The sequence below is a fragment of the Halopiger thermotolerans genome, assembly GCF_054654555.1.
The window spans coordinates 288,545-309,501 of sequence record NZ_BAAIEU010000001.1; the positions used below are offsets into that span (position 1 = coordinate 288,545).

Consider the following 20,957-nt stretch of genomic DNA (forward strand, 5'->3'; position numbering starts at 1 on the left):
GCGTCACTCGGCCGTCGTGCCGCCGGCACCGGATCGCGCGTCGCGTCGAGCGTCCTCGACGCTCTTGCCCTCGCGGAGGACGGCGTCGACGAACAGTTCGCCCGCCTTGTACGACGAGCGCACCATCGGGCCGCTGGCGCAGTAGAGGAATCCCAGTTCCTCCTCGGCGACGCGGCGCCACGTCTCGTACTTGTGCGGGTGGTCGTAGCGCTGCACCTCGAGGTGGTTCCGCGAGGGCCGGAGGTACTGCCCCAGGGTGACGATGTCGACGCCGCGCTCCCGGCAGTCAGCAAGGGTTCGGTAGACCTCGTGGTCGTACTCGCCGTGGCCGAGCATGATCGACGTTTTCGTGTAGATGTCCGACTCGCGGTTGGCCTGCTCCAAGACCGACAGCGACTGCTCGTACCCCGCGCGTCGGTCGCGGACGGGATACTGCAGGCGCTTGACGGTCTCGACGTTGTGCGCGATGACGTCCGGATCGGCGTCGATGATCTTCCGGACGAGGCGCTCCTCGCCCTGGAAGTCGGGGATGAGGACCTCGACGAGGATGCCCGGGTGGCGCTCCTTGATCTCGCGGATCGTTTCGGCGAAGTGGCCCGCACCCTGATCCGGCAGGTCGTCCCGGTCGACGGAGGTGAGCACGACGTAGTCGAGTCCGATTTCGGCGACCGCCTCGGCGACGTTTTCAGGTTCGTCGGGATCGAGCGACTCCATTCCGCCGGTCTCGACGTCGCAGAAGTTGCAGGCGCGCGAGCAGCGGTCGCCCATCAGCATGAACGTCGCGGTGCCGCCCTCGCCGTCGCCCGTTCCCGCGCCGCCGGACCAGCATTCGCCGAGGTTCGGACAGTTCGCCTCCTCGCAGACGGTGTGGAGGTTTCGGTCGCGCAGCGTCTCCCGGATGTCGGTGAACTCCCGGCCCGACGGCGGACGCATCTTCAACCAGTCGGGCTTTCGAGCGCTGCTCATGCTCACATCGACGGCGTCGGGAGGGAAAAGTCATTGTGGTGGTCGGCCCCTCGAGACGGTTTCCTCCCCGACGCCGTCGCAGTACCCGCTCAGCCGGCTGCCGATCGCGGCCGAGGCGGTACATTGACGGCGACCGCGCGAGAGTTCGGGACCGAGACCGGCGCTCGAGCCGGCGCTTTCCCTCGAGCGGACCGGAAGATCGGAGGCCACACCGTGACGCGATCGGATCGAACCGACGGCCGCGGCGGGAGCAGCGATAGTAACGGCGACAGCGACAGCGACGCCGGCGTCAAGGCGCTCGTCAGCCGCCACTGGAACGGGCGCGCGGCGACGTTCGACGACGCGAGCCACCACGGGATCCACGACGACGAGCAGCGCGAGCGGTGGCTGTCGGTGCTCCGCGAGTGGACCCGCGCAGGCGGCGACATCGACGGCGACTCGAGCGGCTGCCGCGCGCTCGACCTCGGCTGCGGAACCGGCGTCGTCTCGCTGTTGCTCGCCGAACTGGGCCACGACGTCACCGGCGTCGACGTCGCCCCCGAGATGCTCGAGCGCGCCCGAGCGAAGGCCCGCGCGGCCGACCGTCCGATCGCGTTCTGTCGCGGGGACGCGGAGGCGCTTCCGTTCGCCGACGACGCCTTCGAGCTGGCGACGGCTCGCCACCTCGTCTGGACGCTCCCGAACCCGCAGGCGGCGCTCGCGGAGTGGCGACGCGTCCTCGAGCCCGGCGGCCGCCTCGCGTTGCTCGAGGGGTACTGGGACCACGACGAGCCGTGGGACGAGTACGAAACGATCCACGAGGCCCTGCCGCTGTACGACGGCCGACCGGCCGACAACCTCCGCGAGGAACTCGAGCGAGCCGGATTCCGGGCGATCGAGCACGAGCCGCTTCGGGACCCGGCGCTGTGGGGACGGGAGCCGCGTCACGAGTACTACGTTATTGCGGGAACGGTTCCCGAGTGAGATGCTGTCGGTCGTGGGTGCAGACTGGCGAGAATGGACTCCCTACCGCGACAGCTTTACGGCGGAGAGCGGAATACGACGGCTCGAAATGGTCCGCTCGACGCCGGACTGGCTCCACCTGACGGCCGACGAAACCGTCGTCTGGGAGAGCCGGCCCCACCCGATCACGATGGGCGCCAGGGTTCCGATCGCCGTACTGGCCGCTCTCGTCGGGATCGCACTCGTCATCGTCGACGTCACCGGTACCGACGGCGCCGGACTCACGGCGCTGCTCGGCGCCCTCCTCGTTCTGGCCGGGACCGGCGTGGCGCTCGTCCGGTATGCCGTCTGGACGAACACCCGCTACGTGATCACCTCCGAGGAACTGTACAAGAAGTCCGGGATCGTCTCGCGGGACGTCACCCAGTTTCGGATCGACCGCATCCAGAACACGACTCTCAAGCAGGACATGCTCGGACGCCTGCTGGGGTACGGCGACCTGACGATCTACACGGCAGGCTCGGGCGACCCCGAACTCACATTCGAGCGAACGCCCCGGCCCGAACGGGCCAACGGCGCGCTCAACGACCAACTCGGCGAGTTAGTCGAGCGAAACCGGACCCAGCGGGATCAGCCGGCCTGAATCGGACGGAGGCGGATAAAACCGGACCGAGCGACGCGTCGTCCGGCGGCCGTTCGCGGCCCGGGAAGGAAACGCCTTTGACCCGACGCTCCCCGTATCCGTGTGATGGAGGTCGCCGAGGTTCTCCCCGAATTCGCCGACGCTTTCGCCTTCGAGGAGTTCAACCGGATGCAACGCGAGGCGCTGCCCGCACTGCTCGAGCGCGAGGAAAACGTGGTCGCGAGCGCGCCGACGGCGTCGGGGAAGACCGCCCTCGCGGAACTGGCGATCTGTAAGGCCCTGGCCGACGGCGGCACTGCGCTCTTTATCGCGCCGCTGCGGGCCCTGACCAACGAGAAGGAGGACGACTGGGACCGCTTCGAGGACCTCGGCTATTCGGTCTACGTCGTCACGGGGGAACGCGATCTGAACCCGCGGCGGGCGCGCCGCGCCGACATCCTCGTGATGACCCCCGAGAAACTCGACTCGGCGACCCGCAAACACGACTCGCGGCGCTACGACTTCGTCACCGACGTCGACGTCTGCGTCATCGACGAGGTCCACCTGCTGGACGCCGACCGGCGGGGCTCGGTGCTCGAGGTGACGATCTCCCGGCTCCGGCGTCTCTGTGACCCCCGTATCGTCGCGCTGTCGGCGACGATGCCCAACGTGGACGACGTAGCGGCGTGGCTGGACGCGCCCGACGAAACGACGTTCGAGTTCGGCGAGGAGTACCGCCCCGTCGAACTCAACGCCGGCGTCAAGACCTACACGCACGGCGAGAACTCCTTCGCGGACAAGTACCGCCGACTCTATCGCGCCCTCGATTTAGCCGAACCGCACCTCCGCGAGGACGGCCAGGCGCTCGTGTTCGTCTCCTCCCGGCAGGACACCGTCCGCGCGGCCGAGAAGGCCCGCGACGAGATCGCCGAGCGCGACGTCCCGATCGGCGCTCGCGGCGACTACGATTTCCACACCGAATCGAAGGAACTCGAGAACGACAGCCTCCGAAAGTCGGTCTTAGACGGCGTGGCGTTCCACCACGCCGGGCTCTCGAAGAACGATCGGGACCTCGTCGAGGAGTGGTTCAAGGAGGGCCACGTCGAACTCCTCTTTTCGACGTCGACGCTGGCCTGGGGCGTGAACCTCCCCGCCCGCTGCGTCGTCATCCGCGACACGAAGCTCCACGACCCCCTCGAGGGCGAAGTCGACATGAGTCCGCTGGACGTGCTCCAGATGCTCGGCCGCGCGGGGCGGCCGGGGTACGACGACGTCGGCTACGGCTGGGTCGTCTGCGACACCGCCGACGCGGACAAGTACCGGCGGCTGTTGCGCGACGGCAAGGAGATCGAATCGCGGCTCGCGGAGAGCCTCGAAACGCATCTCAACGCCGAGATCGCGATGGGGACGATCACCGATCTCGACGACGTGATGGACTGGCTCGAGACGACCTTCTACTACGTGCGCGGCCAGTCCAAACCCGAGGCCTACGACTTCCCGAACCTCCGCGAGCGCGTGCGGGACTGCCTCGAGGAGTTGGTCGACCGCGGGTTCGTCGAGACCGGCGAAGACCTCTCGATCGAGGCGACGCCGCGGGGCGTCTTAGCGTCCAAGTACTACCTGCGCCTCGAGACGGCCGCGAAGTTCGCGGACCTCTGTGATCGGGTCGAGGCGGGGCACGAACTCGAGACCGACGACGTCCTCGAGGCGGTCGCGACCGCCGGCGAGTTCGAGTCGGTCTCGGCCCGCCAGGACGAGCGCGACGCGATCGACGCGGTGCTCGTGGGCCAGGAGTACGGCGACCTCGAGGCCGGCCAGCGGAAGGTGCTGGCGATCCTCCGGAGCGCGGCAAGCGGGACGACGCCCGCGGAACTGGCCAGCGACGCCTGGGTCATCCGGCGCAACGCGACGCGGCTCGTCTCGGCGCTGGGCGCCTTCCTCGATCGGTTCGTCGGCCCCCACGCCGCCAACCTCGCGCGCCGGGCCGAGGCCCGCATCGAGAACGGCGTCGCCGCGGACGCCGTGGGGCTGACCGCCATCGACGGCGTCGGCGCCGGCCGCGCGAGCAAGCTGGCCAAGGAAGGGCTGTCGACCCCCGGCGACGTCGTCGACGCCGGGATCGACGGGCTGATCGAGGCCGGCCTCTCGGAGGGCGTCGCCGAGCGCGTCTACGAGGGCGCCCAGTCGCTGCCCTCGATCGAGATCGACTGGGGCGACTTCCCCGAAACCGTCGCGTCGGGCGAGAACGAGGTTTGCGAGGTGACCGTCCGGAACGTCGGCGAACCCGCGCGGGCCGGCATCCGAGTGACCGTCAACGGCCGTGAGATGACCAGCGCGAACTCCTACCTGCGCGACGCCGACACCGTCCCCGTCGGCGTCTTCGGCGCCGACACGGACGAACTCGAGTACACCGTCAGCGTCGCCTTCCCGGAGGAGCCACTGCTGCCGATCGAGGAGACGCGCACGGTCCGCGTCGAGTAGGCCCGTTAGGTTTAGATTCGACAGCGCGAGAGCAGAGAACCGAACGAGCTTATTCCGTCAACTCGAGCACGGTCTCCCGCAACTCGGCGGGCGAATCGACGACCTCGTCGGCCGGCGAGAGGTCGAGGTCGCCGTGGGCGTCGATCCGGTAGGCGACGACCGCTGCCCCGGCGCGCGCCCCGGCTTCGACGCCGTTTTCGGAGTCCTCGGCGACGATACACTCCTCGGCGGGCACCCCGACCTCGCTCGCGGCGTACTCGAAGACGTCGGGTTCCGGCTTCCCCGCCGCGTCGATATCCTCGGCGCTGATGACGTGATCGAACGAGTCCTCGAGATCGAACCGCTCGAGGACGATGTCGATCCACTCGTGCGGTGAGGAGGAGACCAGCGCTCGCTCGACGCCGCGCTCGCCGAGTTCGTCGAGCAGCTCGTGAAGGCCGTCGAGGGCCTCGGCGTGCTCGCGGTAGATCTCGCGGGCGGTCTCCTCGAAGCGGGTCTCGAACTCCTCGCGGGAGACGGCGGTTCCGTACTCGGCCTCGAGGTAGTCGTAGGTCTCGCGATAGTTCATGCCGGTCACTTCGGCGACGTCGACGTCCGCTTCGGGGACGGCGGCGGGGAGGATATCATCGGCCTGGAATTCGGTCCAGTAGTCTTCGCTGTTGACGAGCACGCCGTCCATGTCGAATAACACTGCCTGCATGTCGGTCACGTGGGTCGGGTTACCCGACGAATCCGTATAGCCGTTTGGCCGGCGTCCGGCACCTGGGACCTGGCCCCGGCGGTCGACTGTCGGCGGTTAGCGGCCCCCAAGGCCGATCAGTTCGAGGGCGTCCGGAACGCCCGGATCGTATCCCGTCGGCCCGTCGTCGCGTCGATCTCGGTACAGCCGCGGTCGGTGAAGACCGCGTTCCAGTCGCGGTAGTAGAGCGGAAACTCGTCGTTGACGTAGCTCACGTCGGGATCCGCGGGCCGGTCCCGACTCGAGTCGAAATCCGACGCCGAGGACTCGGGCCCCGAATCGGGATCGGAACCGTCGTCGCCCTCGTTTTCCGCCGTAATCAGTAGCTCGCCGGCGATCCGCGACAGTTCGTCGAAGACCCAGGCCGCGTCCGGGTGAAGGTGCTGGAGCGTCTCCACGGAGTAGACCGCGTCGAACTGGTCGTCCGCGAAGTCGTCGACGGCCTCCTCGATCGCGTCCAGATAGAAGGTGCCGTCCGCCGCGAGGTCGGGGTACGCCTCGGCCATCACGTCGAACGCGTCCGCGTTCACCTCGAGGCCGGCGAGGTTCTCGAACCCGTGCTCGTAGAGATGCGAGAGGTGCCGACCGGAGCTGCAGCCGAGCTCGAGCACGGACGCGGTCGTCTCGTCTTCGAGGGACTCCTCGAGGATCCCGCGAACGGCCTCGCTCGTCTCGTCGGGGCCGTAGTAGGCGTAGTACTCCGGCGAAAATTCTCCGGAGCGGTGTTTCCACTGCCGTTGGACCTCGTTAGAATCCATACGTACTAGCCGGGACCAAGACGTAAAGCTCCGTTGCAGACCGTCTTATGCTGCAACAAACGGGAGTGCGGTCGGCTATCGGCGTCGAAACTCGCAGTTCCGCGGAAGTAGTCCGTCGTTTCGACGGATCGGACGCTATCTGCGCAATAACCGACTGTATGTGGATATTCATCTAATAGAGTGGATGTACCCAATACGTTCGAACACTGATCACGGATTTCGAAATACGAATGCGGAACACTTATCCGTGTATCGTGATTTCGTTTAGTCGCAATGGCAAACGGAACGGTCGACTTCTTTAACGACACAGGCGGCTACGGTTTCATCGCGACTGAGGACTCCGACGACGACGTATTCTTCCACATGGAAGACGTTGGCGGCGAGGACCTGACGGAAGGAACCGAGATCGAATTCGACATCGAACAGGCCCCCAAGGGCCCCCGCGCGACGAACGTCGTTCGCGCGTAATACGGTTCACGGCGTCGTCGGAAGACGATAGCGTGTAACTCGTTTCTACTATTGACTGCTGACTGGAGAGTTGCAACCTCGAGCGAGAGCGAGACGAGGAGTGCGACGTGACAAAATCACCGAGTAGCGACGCTACAAGTTAGCCGAAGACCGATCCGCGGCGCTCGTGGTTCATCTCCGCGGCCACGTCCGCGGCGATCTCCTCGCCGAACTCCCGCTCGACGAGCCACAGCGCCAGATCGATCCCCGACGTCACCCCGCCGGCGGTCAGCACGTCGCCGTCGTCGACGACCCGCTCGTCGACCACGTTCGCCGCCGATTCCTCGAGGTCCGCGACTGCGTCCTGATGCGTGGTGGCGGGTCGGCCCTCGAGCAGCCCCGCCTCGGCCAAGATCATCGCGCCGGTACAGACCGAGGCGACGGTCGCGCCCGCTGCGTAGCGGTCGTCGACGGCGTCCGGGAACACGCCGTCCTCGACGACCGCTCGAACGCCCTCGTTGGCCGTCGTCCAGCCGCCGCCGGGGACGATCAGCAGGTCCGGTTCGCCCAGCGTGCCGTCCGGTTCGACCCGGAGGTCGTGGCTGGCCGTGACGAGGTCGGTCTCCTCGAGCGTTACCAACTGAACGTCCAGCGACGCACCGGCGTGTGCGGCGTTCTCGAGAACTTCGTAGGGGCCGATCGCGTCGAGTTCGTCGAAGCCGTCGAAGAGGACGATTTCGGCTGTGATGTCGACCATATCGGCGGGTCGACCGCAGACGGGAAAGCGGTTTCCCCGGCCGTCCCGCTCGACCACACCCTCGAGCGTACGGACCGGCAGGGAGGGATACCCGACCCGCACGTCGGTCGCGGGCGAGCGCGGCGCCGGCCGCGGAGACGCGACGGTCCGTCGCGATCGAGGACCGGCCGTTCAATCCGCGTTAAACGGAATACAAAACGCCGAAAAAGTCGTTCAAACCGGCCCAAAACCCCGAAAACCGCGTCGGCGGTGTTCCACCTTCATATCGGTCCGGCCCTCGAGGATCGGATGCGAGCTATGAACCGAACGACGCTCATCGCAGCCGCGTTCGCGGTGCTGATTGCAACGACCGGCCTCGCCGCCGCCGTTCCGGGGAACGCACCCGCGTCCCCGGCCGACGGCGCAGGCGCGGACGCGAACGCAAATGCGAACGAAAACGGAAGCAACGGTGCCGCAAACGCAAACGACGCCGCCGACTCGGCGAACGGAACCGCGAGCGCCAACGGCGCCGACCGAGCCGGCGACGGACAGGGGCCGCCGGTCGACCTCCCCGACCAGGTCCCGGACCACGTCTCCGCGATCCACGAGCGGATCTCGTCGTTCCTGAGCGGCGACCTCGAGAGCCCGCTCGGCGACGCGATCAGCGACGTGACGCCGGGCGACGACGCTGAGGATGAGGCCGAAGACGACGATGCCGCTGCCGAAAACGGCGACGCCGAGAGCGACGAAACCGAAACCGACGCCGACGGCGGATCCGCCGACGACACTGACGGCACCGACGACGAGTCGGCGGACAACGAAACCGACGCCTAACGCCGTTACTCCACGCCGCGCAGTCGGTTGAACCGACCGCCGACGGCCGCTGACGGCTTCGGCCCTCCCCCGCTGACGGACCGTCCGTCCCGTCCGCTGGCGGGTCTGAATTCCCTGTCCCCCGTTCCCCGACGACCCGCCGCCGTGGCGGCGACCGATCGGTCGCCAGTCGCCGGCGGGTCGCCCCTGTTGACACGGAGCTATCACGAGATCACGATTTCCGTTTCCTTTAAGCGATGGTACGAGCATCCAGCGGTATGAACGGTCGCGTCGGCGTGGCGGTCGTAGTCGTCGCGGCACTGCTCCTTGGTCCCGGTCTCGGGACGGCTGCGGCCGATTCGACGAGCGGCGAGCCGGCGCACGCGCTCTCGAGCGCCGGCGTGCAGGCCGATTCCGAGACGACGTGGGGACTCGCGCAGAACCAGACTCAGAGTCACATCGACGCGGACGAGGTTCGGATGGACGTCGCGATCCAGCCGAACGGCACCGCCGAGTGGACCCTCGAGTTCTGGATCCGCCTGAACGACGAGGAGAGCAGGACGGCGTTCGACTCCCTGCAGTCGGACATCCGGGACGACCCGGACAACTACACGCGCTCGTTCGCCAACCGGATGCGGACGACGGTCGCCACCGCGAGCGACGCGACCGGCCGCGAGATGCGCGCCGAGGACTTTGCCGTCGAGACGGAGCGGCGCTCGTTCGCCCGCGAGTACGGCGTCGTCAGGTACACGTTCCGCTGGCACGGGTTCGCCGCCGTCGAAGATGGCGGCGAGGTCCTCCGGGCGGGCGACGCCATCGAGGGGCTGTTCCTCGACGACGGCACCCGGCTGCTCATCGAGTGGCCGGCGGGGTACGAACTCGAGTCCGCGACGCCCGACCCGGACGAGCGCCGCGAGCAGGCCGTCCTCTGGCGGGGCGGCGAGACGGATTTCATCGGCGGCGAGCCGGCGGTCGTGGTGACGGCCGGCGGACCCAGCACGGCGCTCGTCGCCGCGCTCGCGGCCGTCGCGGTCGCGATCGGCGTCGTCGGCGCGTGGCGGTACCGCGACCGGCTCCCGACGAGCGGTGGTCCCACGTCCGCCGGCGGCGAGTCCGACGCCGGCTCGTCGGCAGTGACACCACCGAGCGACGCCGAGACGTCGGACTCGAGCGAACCCGAAACGCCGGATTCGGAGCCGGCGTCGGACGCCATCCCCGCGAGCGACGTCGATCCCGAACTCCTCAGCAACGAGGAGCAGGTCCTCCGGCTCGTCCGCGACCACGGCGGCCGGGTGAAACAGCAGACGGTCGTCGAGGAACTCGGCTGGACCGACGCGAAGACCAGCAAGGTCGTCAGCGGGCTGCGCGAGGAGGGGGACCTCGAGTCGTTCCGGCTCGGCCGCGAGAACGTCCTCGCGCTGCCCGAGGCGGTCGATCCCGCGACCGTGGACGGAGGTGACGGCGACGATGAGACGTAGCCGACTGCGACGGCGAGCGGACCAGGACGCTGTGGTCGAAATCATCGGTACAGCGTCGAAACCGGCGGCAAACAGCACGAATCGTCTCGACGACCGATCCCAAACCGACTCCCGTATCCACCCACATCCATGACCGGACTACCGAACCGACTCACGACGATCACGCTCGCGACGATCCTCGTCGTCGCGATCCTCGCGGCGCCGCTCGGCGGCGCGACGACCTCGAGCGGCGTCCAGGAGAGCGAGAGCGACGCCGACGGCTCGGCCACCGACTCGATCCAGCCCGGCGCGCAGTTCGCCGGCGTCGTCGGCGTCCAGCAGGCCGAGATCAACGGCAGCGTCTCGGAGCGCGCCTACGTCGCCGAACTCGCGACCGCGGAGAGCAACGCGTCGAAGGCCGCGATCATCGACCAGCGTATCGCGACGACCGAACGCCGACTCGCCGACCTCGAGGCGCGCCTCGCGGAACTGAACGAATCGCGCGAGGCCGGCGAGCTGAACGACGGTCGCTACCGGGCGAAAGTCGCGGCGACCGTCGCCGAGATCCGGAGCCTCGAGCGAGAACTGGAAACCGTCGAGTCCTCCGCGGCCGACGTTCCCGACCGCGTCCTCGCCGAACAGGGCGTCGACCGCGACGCGATTCGAACGCTGCGCGAGCGGGCCGCCGAACTCGACGGCCCGGAGACGGCGGCGGTCGCGCGCTCGATCGCCGGCGACGGTGCCGGCCGGGCGTTCGGTCCCGAGCGACCGCCCGGACCGCCGGTCGACGTCGGTAACCCGCGAGACGGCCAGTACCCCGGTAACGACAGCGGGGTGCCGGGTCGCGGACCCGGCGGCTCGGGCCCGGCGAACGCGAGCGCGCCGTAATCAGTCACCGTCGGACGAGGAGACGGGCCGAGCGCCGACCCGACCGTCCGCGAGTTTAAGTACGAACCCGCGGCCAACGTCGCCATGATCGACGACGCGATCCGCGTGCTCGCGGGCGACTGCACCGTCATCACGGAAGGCACCGACCGCGAGGAGTACCGCGGCCGCATGACGACGGTCGTCAAGCCCGACAACACCGTCCTCGTCCACGACAGCGACGGCTACCAGCCCGTCGCGTGGCTCACCCGCGCCGACAGCGTCTCGAGCGACCGCTCGGACGGGTTCACGCTCCTCGCGAAGAAGGACACCCAGACGCTGCGCATCGCGGCCCACGAGCAGGACGGGTTCGCCCACTACCCGGTCTCCGCGGCGGGGCCGCGGATCGGGACCTGCCCGGACTGTTCGGGCGCGCTCGTCCGCTCGCGGGGGGTCCACTGCGTCGACTGCGGCGCGCGGTACGGCGTGCCGTCGGACGCGACGATCCAGCGCGACGGGCACAACTGCGACTGCGGTCTCCCGCGGATGCGCGTCGAGCGCGGCCTCGCCTTCAACGTCTGTCTCGACCGGGACTGCGAGTCGCTGGACGACGCGGTGTCGGAGGCGTTCGACCGCGAGTGGGACTGCCCCGAATCCGACTGTGACGGCGACCTCCGCATTCTCCGCCGGGGCGGGCTCATCGCCGGCTGCGAGCACTACCCCGACTGCGACACCGGCTTCGCGATGCCGACCGGCGTCGTCGACGGCGAGTGCGCCTGCGGACTCCCGACCTTCGAAACGCAGAGCGGCACCCGGTGTCTCGACGCGACCTGCGACCGAGCGCGGGCGCGGGCGCTCGAGGGTGAAGGCGAAGGCAAGAGCGAGGGTGACGAGATTCCCGAACCCGCCAGCGACGACTGAGACGGCGGTTCGCGGCGGCGCGGGATCCGCAGCCACTTAGTGCCCCGCGGCCAAGCCACGCGTATGTCACTCGAGGGGCGGTTCGACGCCGAGGCGGGCCTCGTCTACGTCGGCGGCGACGCGCGACAGCGCTACCACGACTCCCGGGGGTACGGCTATCCGATCTCGAGCAACGAAATCGCGCTCTCGCCCGTCGAGGCGGCCCATCTCCTCTACCGGGGCGACCTCGAAGCGGTGGTCGACGACGCGGACGGCACCCGACTGGACTTTCAGTCGTTCGTCGCCCGCGAACCCGGCGAGAGCTTCGGCGTTCGCTTTCTCGTCTACGCGGATCTGCGCTCGCGGGGCTTTTACCTCTCGCCGGCCGACGAATCGTGGGTCGAGGACCCGCCGACCGGCGAGGCCGACTTCGCGGTCTTCCCCCGCGGGAAGGGGCCCGGCGACGGCGAAATCGCCTACGCCCTGCGGATCATCGGCGAACGAACCGACGTGCCGGCCGGCGAACTCGCCGAGGGCGTCCTCGCGGTCGTCGACGAGGAGAGCGAGATCACCTACTTCGAGGTAAACCGGGAGGAGCCGACGGGCGAGTCGAACCCCGACGCGAGCCTCCCCGACGGCTGCGAGGCCGACCTGCTGGCCGACCGCGTCGTCGTCTGGGACCCGCCGCTCGAGCTCTACGAGCGCCTGTTCTACGGCCAGCCGCTCGAGGGCCGGGAGTACGACCGGCCGACGCTGCAGTGTTCGCTGCTCGAGGCGGCCTACCTCGCCGAGCGGGGCGCGATCGAGCTCGATCCGGCGACGGTCCGGGAGCGCGGCCGCGAGGTCGAAGGCGACCGGTTCGAGCGGCGCCTGGCCGTCTACACGGACCTGCGCGAGCGCGACGTGGTTCCCAAGACCGGCTACAAGTTCGGCGCGGACTTCCGGACCTACGCCGCGGTCGACTCCGTCGAGGAACTGGATCACTCCGAACTGCTGGTCCGAGTGCATCCGGCCGACTACGTCTTCGAACCGCGTGATCTGGCGCTGGACGTGCGCCTCGCCCACGGCGTCCGCAAGACGATGGTGTTCGCGCTCGTCGACGACGACGGCGGCATCGAGTGGTGGTCGCTCGAGCGGTTGACGCCCTGATCGTAACGCGGGCTCGAGGGTGAGCGCGGGCGCCGCGTGGTGTCGAGGAGGGGCGCGTGGTGCAGGAGTGTCAGCCGACCAAGCGATCGGAACGGAAACGTGAAAGCCCGGTCGTCCGAAAGGTTTCGCTATGCAACTCGAGGTGATCGGCGTCGGCGGCGCGGGGTGTCGGATCGCCGATGCGATCCGCGCGGCGGACGACGGGACGGCGGCGCCGTCGTTCGTCGCAGACGCGTTCGCGTTCGACACCGACGTCGACGGGCTGACCGATCTCGGGGCGATCCCCGACACGCATCGACACCGGTACGGCGAGACGATCGACCACGGGCTCAACGGGAACCTCGGCCGAGGATTCGACGTCGGCGAGGAGTACGTCGACGAACTCAGCCGACAGCTGGATCAGGGCCAACCCTCGCTCGCGGACGCCTTCCTGGTCGTCGTCGGCCTCGGCGGGGCGACCGGCGGCGGCACCGCCCCGCATCTCGTCGCGAACTTACAGACGCTGTACGACGAGCCGGTGTACGTCCTCGCGACGCTGCCGGCGAAATCCGAACTCGAGGACCGGCCGGCCGACGGTGTCGACGACCGAGCACCGGTCGCCGAACCGGCCACGGATGTACCAGCGGACGACACCGCAGCGGCAACCGAGACGGCCGCCGATTCCGAGACGGAGGCGACTCCCGGAGCCGAAACGCGCCCCCTCGCGGAAGCGAACGCCGTCGAGACCCTCGAGCGACTCGACGGTCTCGCGAACGCGATCGTCTGCTTCGACAACGAGCTGTGGCTTCGACCGCGTGAGGGGCTGGACGACAGCCGCGAGCGACTCAATCGAGAACTCGCGACCCGCGTCGGCGCGTTCTTCGCGTCGACGGCGGATACGAGCGGCCTCGAGGACGGAGACGGACGCACTCGCGACCGCGGTCGGCACGCCGAGTCGGGCGCCGAGACCGTCATCGACGCGAACGACGTCGGCCGCATCTTGGGGACCGAAAGCGACGTCGTGAGCCTCGGCTACGGCACGCAACGCGTCGAGACCGACGACGACGGCGGCGGCTCGCTGTTCGGGCTCGATATCGACCTCGGGCTGGGCCTCTTCGGTTCGGATCCGGACGTCGACACGGGCGCCGCGTTCAGCGCCGTGGAAACGACGATCCGAAAGGCGCTGCGGGGGAAGCTCACCCTCGAGTGCGAGCCCGAAAACGCCGAGCGGGCGATGCTGATCGTCGGCGGACCGCCCGCGTGGCTCAACCGGCGGGCGATCTCGGAGGGCCGCGAGACGCTCGAGTCGACGACCGGTTCGGTCGAGATCCTCGGCGGCGACGCGCCACGGCCGGACGGCGACGAGGTCTTCGCGGTCGCGGTCCTCGCGGGAGTGGATCCGGTCGAGCGGCTCGAAACGATGCGGGCGGAGAACGGATGAGCGCGGTCGGATCGGTTCGAACGGTCGAAGCCGCTACCTAAGCGTTGTGGCCGGCAGAGGCCCTATCGCTGCATATTTTTATGGGTATCGGGGAATTAGGTGGGTTCGATACGGGAGTTTCGGATGGGATCAGGATCGACGGAGGCGAGCGACGAGTCAGTCGACGCGAGCGCCGCATCCGCGACCGGTCCCGATTGGGGGCAGGTCGCGCTCGTTCTCGTCGCTGCGGCGATTCTGGCGCTCGCGGCGGTCACGATACCGCCGCTCGGGGGCGTCGGGCTTCAGGGACAGGGCCAAGGACAGGGACCGGCGCAGCCGGCCGACGAAGCGGGCTCGAGCGGGTTACTACAACTCGGCAGCGGCGGTGGCGGTACCGGCACCGGTGACGGTGACCAACAGCCGAGTTCCGGCGGATCTGGTACTGGAGGGAATGTCGACGGCGGCGAGACGACAGGATCGGCCGACGGCGGCGCCGATTCGCTCGAGGACGGATCCGGCTCCGGAGCGGGCGGCGAGCAGCCGGGGGAGACGGGTGACGGCTCCGGAGCGTCAGGTGCCGATTCCAGTTCTGGCTCCAGTTCCGGTTCTGAACCCGGCGACGCCGGCACCGGCCAACGGGACGGAACGGCCGGTGGCCAACCCGGATCCGGTTCGGAAACCGGCTCCGCGGGCGGAGACGGATCCAGCGAGCCGACCCAGGGAGAGTTCGGCGCCGGATCCGGCGACGGAACGGCCGAAGAGCCCGGCGGTCGATCCGACGGAACGTCGACCGACGGTCAGGGGTCGGCCGGCGACGGGACGACGTCGGGTGACGGCTCCAGCGGCTCGAGCGGCGACGGGACAAACGGAAACTCCGAAACAGGCGACGGCGACGGAAGCGGCGAGTCCACCGGCGACGGTAGCGCGGACGGGGACGAAAGCACCACCGGAGACGGTGACTCGTCTTCTCCGTCGCAAGAGGGGAGTGGGGACGGCGATACGAACGGCGACGACTCGAGCGAGAGCGGGAGTGAGAGTGATGGACTGGAGTCGGGCGACGCTGACGAAAGCGAAGACAGCGAAGACGGCGAAGACGCGGACGAGACTAGCGACGACGAAACCGGTGACGAGGACGGAACGTCGTACGACATCTCGTTCGACGAACAGCCGACCCCCGGCTCGACCGTCGAGGTCACCGTCACCGGAGACGGCGACCCGGTCGAGGGAGCCACGGTCTACTTCAACGACGAGCGGGTCGGGACGACCGGCGCGGACGGGACGGTCACCGGCGAAGTGCCGTACACGGAAACGCTCGAGGTGCGGGCCGAGGTGTCCCCGACGGAAACGGAGACGACGACGGCCCGCGGATCCGCCTCGATTTCGGGGCCGGCGCTGCCGGGACTCGGCTCGTCGCGGCAGTTCCACGGTTCCGTGGCGATGCCGCTCTCGGTGGCGCAGGACTCCCCAGCCGGGAACGAGACCGGCAGCGGAGCGCAAACGACGGTCGAGATGAACCCCGAGACGGAGCTGGCGATCGACGGGAAACCGATCGCCGGAACGAACGTCACCGTCGTCGCGACCGTCGACGGCAACCCGATCCCGCAGGGGACCGTCTCGATCGACGGCGAGGCGTACGGCACGACCGGCGACGACGGCGCGGCGACGGTTCCCGTTCCCGAGACGCCGGGGAACGCGACGATCGCCGTCGAGCGCGGCGAGATCCGGGCCGAGCGGACGGTCTCGGTCGCGGCGCTCTCGCTGACGGTCGAGGACCGCTTCCCGCTGCCCGGTCGGCCGGTCGACGCGCGACTCGAGTACGGGAACGGATCGGTCGCGAACGCGACGGTACTGGTCGACGGCACCGCTGCGGCGACGACCGGCGCGGACGGGACCGCGACCGTCGGATTGCCGCTCGCGGACGAGGCGACGCTCGCCGCGGAGTACGGGGGCGCACGCGCGACGACGACCGTCGACGGGCTCTACCGAAACGCCGCGCTGCTGTTGCTGGCCATCGTCGGCGGCGTAGCGCTCCTCTGGCGACTCTCCGCACGGTACGGTGTGGGCGACCGCGTCCGCTCGCTGCGTTCGCCGGCGAGCCTGCTCCGGCGGCTCGGCGACGCCCTCCGGACGCTCGGCCGACGAACCGTCGACGCCGTCGTCCGGCTCGCCCGCGCTCTCGAGTCGCTTAGCTACTGGATCGCCGGTCGCGCCCGCGCGGTCGCTCGAGCGCTCGAGCGGGCCGGCCGCTGGCTCGTCGCCCTGCCCGGCGAACTCGCCACGAAGGGGGTGGCTGCGCTCGCGGCGCTCCACCCGGCGCGGCTGTACCGATACCTTCGCGACGCGATTCGGTCCCTGTTGCGCTCCTCGAGGGAGCGGGTCGGCGACGTGACGGGGTCCGTTACCGACACCGGCGGCGCGACCGACGGCGACGACCAGGGAAAGGACGAGGACGTTCGGACGCTCCGCGAACTCTGGGCGGAGTTCGTGCGGTTGGTGCGCCCGCCCCGCCTCCGAACGAAGACGCCCGGCGAAATCGGCCGGTACGCGGTCGAGAAAGGATTCCCCGAGCCGCCGGTTCGGACCGTCGTCGACGCCTTTCGGGACAGCGAGTACGGGAAGACCGCGCCGTCCGACGAGCGGCTCGAGCGGGTGCGATCCGCGGTGCGGTCGGTGACGGGCGGCGACGATGCTAACGCCGACGGAACCGAGGACGGGAGCGGGAACGATGGCGGAAACGAAATCGAATCCGACGGTGACCATCGATGAGCGGATCCGGCTACTCCAAGACGAACGTCCTCCTCGTCCTCGTGACCCTTTCAGCCCTGGGTATCGGCGCCGTCCTGGCGACCGCGCCGTCGGTACTGCCGCCCGAGGCACTCGAGGCCGTCGCGACGGTCGAGGCGGCCGTCGATCGGCAGCACGTGCTGATCGGGGCCGCGGCCGCGATCGGGTTGTTCGGCCTCTGGCGCTCGTACTTCTCCGGCGCGACGGACGTCCGGGCCGCCGATCCCGACGCGTCGGCGGTAGCGACGGCCGCCGCCGACGAGGGCGACGGGAGCGTCGGCGCTGCCGTCGACGTCGTCGGCGAACCCGCGACCGAGCGCGTCGACCGGACGATCGACGCGCTCAAGCGGGGGAACCGGGCCAACACGAACGCGGTCGTCGCGGACCTGCGCGAGTCGCTCCGGGCCGTCGAGACCGCGAAGGGCTACTCGAGCGACGCCGCCGACGAGCGGATCCGATGCGGCGAGTGGACCGACGACCGGATCGCCGCGGTCTTCCTCGGCGACGAGTCCGCCGGGACGCTCTCGCTCCGTCACCGACTGCGGCGGTGGCTGTTCCCCGGCCGAACGTTCCGGCGACGGCTCGAGCGGACGCTCGCCGAGATGGAACGGTACGCGGCGGAGGGCGAGTTCAGCGCGGAGCGGTCGAGGGACGGAACCGACGCGAGTTCGGCGACGATGAATCCGGAAACACGGCGGGACGGCGAGAGTGGTACCGATAGTGAAACCGGCGCTACGGCCGCCAAGGCGGACGCGGAGGGCGACGATGCGTAAGCAGCGCCCGACCGTCCGTCGCGTCACGCGGTGGCACTCCGGGGTCGTCGCCTCGCTCGTCCTCGCGGCCGCCGGCGCCGTACTCGGCTCGGCGTCGCTGTTGGTCGCCGCGGTCGTTCCGGTGACTTACCTGGGCTACGCGGCGCTTTCCTCGGCGCCCGATCCGTCAGCCGCGATCGCCCTCGAGCGCGACTGCACGCCGCGGACGCCGCTGCCCGGCGAGCGCGTCGCGGTCACGCTGACGGTTCGAAACGAATCGGATCGGACGCTGCCCGACGTCAGAATCGCCGACGGCGTGCCGGAGAACGTAGACGTCATCGACGGGGACGCGCGCGGCGCGACGACGCTCCGGGCCGGCGAGGAGATCGACCTCGAGTACGCGATCCAGCCGCGGCGCGGCACCTACGTCTTCGATTCGGCCTGGGTCCGCCTGCGGAGCCTGAGCGCGACGGCCGTCGCAACCGCCGAACTCCCCGCCGACGGCGACGCCGAACTCGAGTGTACGATCCCGCTGGACGGCCTGCCGCTCCACCGGGAGACGATCGCCGTCACGGGCGCCGTCGCCAGCGACAGCGGCGGCGCGGGCTACGAGTTCCACTCGACCCGGGACTACCAGCAGGGCGACCCGCTGAGCCGCATCGACTGGCGCCGCTACGCCCGCACCGGCGAACTCGGGACCGTGCTCTACCGCGAGCAGGAGGCGACGAACGTCGTCGTCGTCGTCGACGGCCGCGACGTTTCGGGGGTTGCACCGGCCCGCGGACGGCCCGACGGCATCACGCTCGCCGCCTACGCCGGCGTCGTGACCGCCAGTGCGCTGCTCGAGGTAGGCCACAACGTCGGGATCGTCGGTCTCGGCGTTCGCGGCCGCACGCCCGGCGTCTACACCGGCCCGCCGGCGTACGTGAAGCCCGGTAACGGCGTCGACGTCGGCGGTCGGGTCGCGCGGGTCTGCGACGCCGTCGCCGCTCGCGGCAGCGGTGCCGACCGGCCGACCGAGGAATCAGCATCGACCGGGGCCGACCCGGCGGCACAGTCGAAACCGACCGGCGCCGACTCGAGCGCGGCGCGCGCTGATGGGGGCAACGGCGGCCACGACGGTGTCGCGGCCGACGTCGACCACCTCGAGGCGCTGCTGCCCGCCACCGCTCAGCTCGTGGTCTGTACGCCCGCCGTCGACGACGAGATCGTCGATCTCACGGCCGAGTTCCGCCGCCGAGGGTACAGTGCGGCGGTGATCTCGCCGGCCGTCACCGACGCCGACGCGGTCGGGGCGCGGCTGGCCGCGATCCGGCGGCAGGCCCGCCTCGAGCGCCTGCGCCGGCTCGACGTGCCGATCGCGGACTGGGATCCGGAGACGCCGCTGGCCGGCGCCCTCGGGCGCGGCTTCGGGGAGGTGATCCGCTGATGGCGAGCGATATCGGCGAGCCGCCGGAGCCGACCGCGCGGACGCGCCGAGACTCGCCCTCCACCCCCGAAACGACCAGCGCGCCGGTGACGGCGCTGACGACGATCCTCGCGACGCTGGCCGGCGCGCTCGCGCTCGCGTTCGGTATCGACGCCCTCGTACCGGCCGTCGCCGCCGTCGCAGCCGGCTGTCTCCTGACGGCCACGGTGACGGCGACGAAGCGGCGGACGCCCGGCGGCCGCGCCCTCGGGAGCTGCCTCGTCGTGTTCGCCGCGCTCGGAATCGCGGCTGCGGCCGGACTCGAGACGGCAACCAGCGTCGGCGCCGGCGCGGGCCCGAGCGAACTCGCGACCCGAATCGGCGTCGTCGTCGCGATCGGGCTGGCGGCGTTCGGCGCGACGGCGACCGTCACGGGCGCCATCGGCGACGGTGCGGTTCGGTCGGCGATCCCCGTCGCCGTCGCCACGACGCTCCCGCTCGCGGTCGTCGGCGGCTTCCACCTCCCGCCGGTTCGAAGACGGGTACGCGAGATCGTTCCGCTCGCCGGTGCCAGCGGGTCAGAGACGGGGACCGGCGCGGCCGCGACCGACGGCGGTCTCGAGTTCGCACGCCTGTTCGCACCCGAGAGCACGGCAGTGGGCGTCGCAACCTTCGTCGCCCTCCTCGTCGCCCTGCTCTGGACCCTGTACTTCGTCCTGCCGCGACTGCCGATCCCGGAGTTGGTGCCCCGCGATCGCCGGGCGGACGTCCGCCGGCGGATCCGACGGTTCGCGTCACGGGCCGGCTGGGGCGGCTGGACCGTCCTGCTGGGCAGCAGTGCGCTAACGATCGCTGCCGCGCTCTCGCGGGCGACCGACGAACCGTCCCTCCGGGCGGTGTACCCGCTGCTCGAGTCGACCGCGGTTCCGCTCGCGATGGCGACGGGACCGCGCGTCGCGTTCGTCGGCGGCATCGGCGTTCTGATCGGGGGGCTCCTGCTCTCGCGGCTGCCCGGCCTCTACCGACTTCGATACCATCCCGCCGTCAGGTGGCTGCCGGTGCTTTCCGGCGGGACGCTCGTCTCGCTGCTCGTGTCGGTCGGCTATCCGCGCGCCTTCGACGGGTTGCTCCGGCCGGAACTCGAGGCGATCGCGGCCGACGGGGGAACGCTTCCCCTGCCGATGCTCGGGGCGATACCGCTGCAGGAACTCTCGGGGCTGCTCGCGCCGCCTGCAGGAATCGCGATCGTAACCATCGCGGTCGCGGGCGTCGTCGGCACCGTCGGCACGCTTTTCGTCGCGATCTGGCTGGTCGGCGCCCTCAGACTGCTGCCGGACCGGGGCGCGCCGGGGTCGCTGGCGGCCGGCGCGCTCGTCGGCGGGGCGATCGCCGCGGCGGTCGCCGGCGCGTCGACGCTGATCGTCAGCGGCGTCGTCGCGTGTGCGATCGTCGCCTGGGACAGCGCGGTCTACGGCGTCTCGATCACCGAGGAACTGGGCCGCGATCCGACCGTCCGCCGGCCGGCGGTCGCGCACGCGACCGGCGCCGTCGTCGTCGGGATCGTCGGCATCGCGCTCGCGCTCGGGTTCACCGCCGTCCTCGAGCGCGCGACGGTCCGCACCGGCGCGACGATCGTCATCTGTCTCACCGTCGCGCTGCTCGCGGCGCTGATCGTGCTCAAGCGGCGGGCGACGGCGGCTGCAGCGGCGGCGGACGAGGACTAACTTCTCCGGCGCTCGA

The 20,957-nt window shown here is 70.1% G+C and carries 18 protein-coding genes; 14 read left to right on the forward strand and 4 right to left on the reverse strand.

Annotated features, from left to right (window positions below):
* Nucleotides 1–3: 3 nt before the first annotated feature.
* Nucleotides 4–966, reverse strand: a complete 963-nt coding sequence (lipA, locus tag ACYQ26_RS01555) for a lipoyl synthase (protein WP_459806530.1) — start codon at nt 964–966, stop codon at nt 4–6.
* A 213-nt stretch (nt 967–1,179) separates the two neighbouring features.
* On the opposite strand from lipA, the gene ACYQ26_RS01560 reads away from it, so the two are divergent.
* The 3 genes from ACYQ26_RS01560 (at nt 1,180) to ACYQ26_RS01570 (ending at nt 5,011) form a co-directional block, all read left to right on the forward strand.
* Nucleotides 1,180–1,929 (forward strand): class I SAM-dependent methyltransferase, encoded by a 750-nt coding sequence (locus ACYQ26_RS01560; RefSeq protein WP_459806531.1) that lies wholly within the window; start codon nt 1,180–1,182, stop codon nt 1,927–1,929.
* 88 nt (nt 1,930–2,017) lie between these two features.
* On the forward strand, nt 2,018–2,551 hold the full coding sequence (locus ACYQ26_RS01565; RefSeq protein ID WP_459806532.1) for a PH domain-containing protein: 534 nt from the start codon (nt 2,018–2,020) through the stop codon (nt 2,549–2,551).
* Nucleotides 2,552–2,656: 105 nt separating this feature from the next.
* The gene (locus ACYQ26_RS01570) at nt 2,657–5,011 is read left to right on the forward strand and encodes a DEAD/DEAH box helicase (protein WP_459806533.1); all 2,355 of its coding nucleotides are present in this window, start codon (nt 2,657–2,659) and stop codon (nt 5,009–5,011) included.
* Between the two features lie 49 nt (nt 5,012–5,060).
* On the opposite strand, the gene ACYQ26_RS01575 is transcribed toward ACYQ26_RS01570, so the two are convergent.
* Both ACYQ26_RS01575 and ACYQ26_RS01580 read right to left on the reverse strand, forming a co-directional pair.
* Nucleotides 5,061–5,711, reverse strand: a complete 651-nt coding sequence (locus tag ACYQ26_RS01575) for an HAD family hydrolase (RefSeq protein ID WP_459806724.1) — start codon at nt 5,709–5,711, stop codon at nt 5,061–5,063.
* A gap of 116 nt (nt 5,712–5,827) precedes the next feature.
* Nucleotides 5,828–6,508, reverse strand: coding sequence for a methyltransferase domain-containing protein (locus ACYQ26_RS01580; protein ID WP_459806534.1), 681 nt, complete (start codon nt 6,506–6,508; stop codon nt 5,828–5,830).
* Between the two features lie 273 nt (nt 6,509–6,781).
* Here ACYQ26_RS01580 and ACYQ26_RS01585 point away from each other — a divergent pair, with 273 nt between their 5' ends.
* Entirely contained in the window at nt 6,782–6,976 is a 195-nt protein-coding gene (locus tag ACYQ26_RS01585) for a cold-shock protein (RefSeq protein WP_222913375.1), read from the forward strand.
* A 139-nt stretch (nt 6,977–7,115) separates the two neighbouring features.
* Here ACYQ26_RS01585 and ACYQ26_RS01590 read toward each other — a convergent pair whose 3' ends face one another.
* Nucleotides 7,116–7,712: a DJ-1/PfpI family protein gene (locus ACYQ26_RS01590; RefSeq protein WP_459806535.1), complete on the reverse strand. Its 597-nt coding sequence runs from the start codon at nt 7,710–7,712 to the stop codon at nt 7,116–7,118.
* Between the two features lie 297 nt (nt 7,713–8,009).
* Between ACYQ26_RS01590 and ACYQ26_RS01595 the strand changes: the two genes are divergently transcribed.
* The 10 genes from ACYQ26_RS01595 to ACYQ26_RS01640 all read left to right on the forward strand — a co-directional run bounded on the left by ACYQ26_RS01595 (nt 8,010) and on the right by ACYQ26_RS01640 (nt 20,941).
* Entirely contained in the window at nt 8,010–8,525 is a 516-nt protein-coding gene (locus tag ACYQ26_RS01595; RefSeq protein WP_459806725.1) for a hypothetical protein, read from the forward strand.
* A gap of 257 nt (nt 8,526–8,782) precedes the next feature.
* Entirely contained in the window at nt 8,783–9,982 is a 1,200-nt protein-coding gene (locus ACYQ26_RS01600) for a DUF7345 domain-containing protein (protein ID WP_459806536.1), read from the forward strand.
* 129 nt (nt 9,983–10,111) lie between these two features.
* On the forward strand, nt 10,112–10,849 hold the full coding sequence (locus ACYQ26_RS01605) for a hypothetical protein (protein ID WP_459806537.1): 738 nt from the start codon (nt 10,112–10,114) through the stop codon (nt 10,847–10,849).
* A gap of 84 nt (nt 10,850–10,933) precedes the next feature.
* Nucleotides 10,934–11,746, forward strand: a complete 813-nt coding sequence (locus tag ACYQ26_RS01610) for a DUF91 domain-containing protein (RefSeq protein ID WP_459806538.1) — start codon at nt 10,934–10,936, stop codon at nt 11,744–11,746.
* Nucleotides 11,747–11,809: 63 nt separating this feature from the next.
* On the forward strand, nt 11,810–12,874 hold the full coding sequence (gene endA, locus ACYQ26_RS01615; protein WP_459806539.1) for a tRNA-intron lyase: 1,065 nt from the start codon (nt 11,810–11,812) through the stop codon (nt 12,872–12,874).
* A 130-nt stretch (nt 12,875–13,004) separates the two neighbouring features.
* Complete coding sequence (locus ACYQ26_RS01620; RefSeq protein WP_459806540.1) at nt 13,005–14,294, forward strand: FtsZ/tubulin family protein; 1,290 nt, start codon at nt 13,005–13,007, stop codon at nt 14,292–14,294.
* Between the two features lie 123 nt (nt 14,295–14,417).
* Entirely contained in the window at nt 14,418–17,039 is a 2,622-nt protein-coding gene (locus tag ACYQ26_RS01625; protein WP_459806541.1) for a DUF4129 domain-containing protein, read from the forward strand.
* The gene (locus tag ACYQ26_RS01630) at nt 17,036–17,830 is read left to right on the forward strand and encodes a DUF7269 family protein (RefSeq protein ID WP_459806542.1); all 795 of its coding nucleotides are present in this window, start codon (nt 17,036–17,038) and stop codon (nt 17,828–17,830) included. Before ACYQ26_RS01625 ends, ACYQ26_RS01630 begins: the two co-directional genes overlap by 4 nt.
* The gene (locus tag ACYQ26_RS01635) at nt 17,823–19,238 is read left to right on the forward strand and encodes a DUF58 domain-containing protein (protein ID WP_459806543.1); all 1,416 of its coding nucleotides are present in this window, start codon (nt 17,823–17,825) and stop codon (nt 19,236–19,238) included. Before ACYQ26_RS01630 ends, ACYQ26_RS01635 begins: the two co-directional genes overlap by 8 nt.
* A complete protein-coding gene (locus ACYQ26_RS01640; protein ID WP_459806544.1) occupies nt 19,238–20,941 on the forward strand; it encodes a DUF7519 family protein in 1,704 nt (567 codons plus the stop codon). Before ACYQ26_RS01635 ends, ACYQ26_RS01640 begins: the two co-directional genes overlap by 1 nt.
* Nucleotides 20,942–20,957 lie beyond the last annotated feature (16 nt).

Bases quoted from the DNA above. Each gene is read 5' to 3' on its own strand.
- ACYQ26_RS01575 (WP_459806724.1), bottom strand. From the start codon at position 5,711: ATGCAGGCAGTGTTATTCGACATGGACGGCGTGCTCGTCAACAGCGAA.
- ACYQ26_RS01620 (WP_459806540.1), top strand. From the start codon at position 13,005: ATGCAACTCGAGGTGATCGGCGTCGGCGGCGCGGGGTGTCGGATCGCC.
- lipA (WP_459806530.1), bottom strand. From the start codon at position 966: ATGAGCAGCGCTCGAAAGCCCGACTGGTTGAAGATGCGTCCGCCGTCG.
- ACYQ26_RS01605 (WP_459806537.1), top strand. From the start codon at position 10,112: ATGACCGGACTACCGAACCGACTCACGACGATCACGCTCGCGACGATC.
- ACYQ26_RS01590 (WP_459806535.1), bottom strand. From the start codon at position 7,712: ATGGTCGACATCACAGCCGAAATCGTCCTCTTCGACGGCTTCGACGAA.
- ACYQ26_RS01640 (WP_459806544.1), top strand. From the start codon at position 19,238: ATGGCGAGCGATATCGGCGAGCCGCCGGAGCCGACCGCGCGGACGCGC.
- ACYQ26_RS01610 (WP_459806538.1), top strand. From the start codon at position 10,934: ATGATCGACGACGCGATCCGCGTGCTCGCGGGCGACTGCACCGTCATC.
- ACYQ26_RS01580 (WP_459806534.1), bottom strand. From the start codon at position 6,508: ATGGATTCTAACGAGGTCCAACGGCAGTGGAAACACCGCTCCGGAGAA.
- ACYQ26_RS01570 (WP_459806533.1), top strand. From the start codon at position 2,657: ATGGAGGTCGCCGAGGTTCTCCCCGAATTCGCCGACGCTTTCGCCTTC.
- ACYQ26_RS01635 (WP_459806543.1), top strand. From the start codon at position 17,823: ATGCGTAAGCAGCGCCCGACCGTCCGTCGCGTCACGCGGTGGCACTCC.
- ACYQ26_RS01630 (WP_459806542.1), top strand. From the start codon at position 17,036: ATGAGCGGATCCGGCTACTCCAAGACGAACGTCCTCCTCGTCCTCGTG.
- ACYQ26_RS01595 (WP_459806725.1), top strand. From the start codon at position 8,010: ATGAACCGAACGACGCTCATCGCAGCCGCGTTCGCGGTGCTGATTGCA.
- endA (WP_459806539.1), top strand. From the start codon at position 11,810: ATGTCACTCGAGGGGCGGTTCGACGCCGAGGCGGGCCTCGTCTACGTC.
- ACYQ26_RS01625 (WP_459806541.1), top strand. From the start codon at position 14,418: ATGGGATCAGGATCGACGGAGGCGAGCGACGAGTCAGTCGACGCGAGC.
- ACYQ26_RS01600 (WP_459806536.1), top strand. From the start codon at position 8,783: ATGAACGGTCGCGTCGGCGTGGCGGTCGTAGTCGTCGCGGCACTGCTC.
- ACYQ26_RS01585 (WP_222913375.1), top strand. From the start codon at position 6,782: ATGGCAAACGGAACGGTCGACTTCTTTAACGACACAGGCGGCTACGGT.
- ACYQ26_RS01565 (WP_459806532.1), top strand. From the start codon at position 2,018: ATGGTCCGCTCGACGCCGGACTGGCTCCACCTGACGGCCGACGAAACC.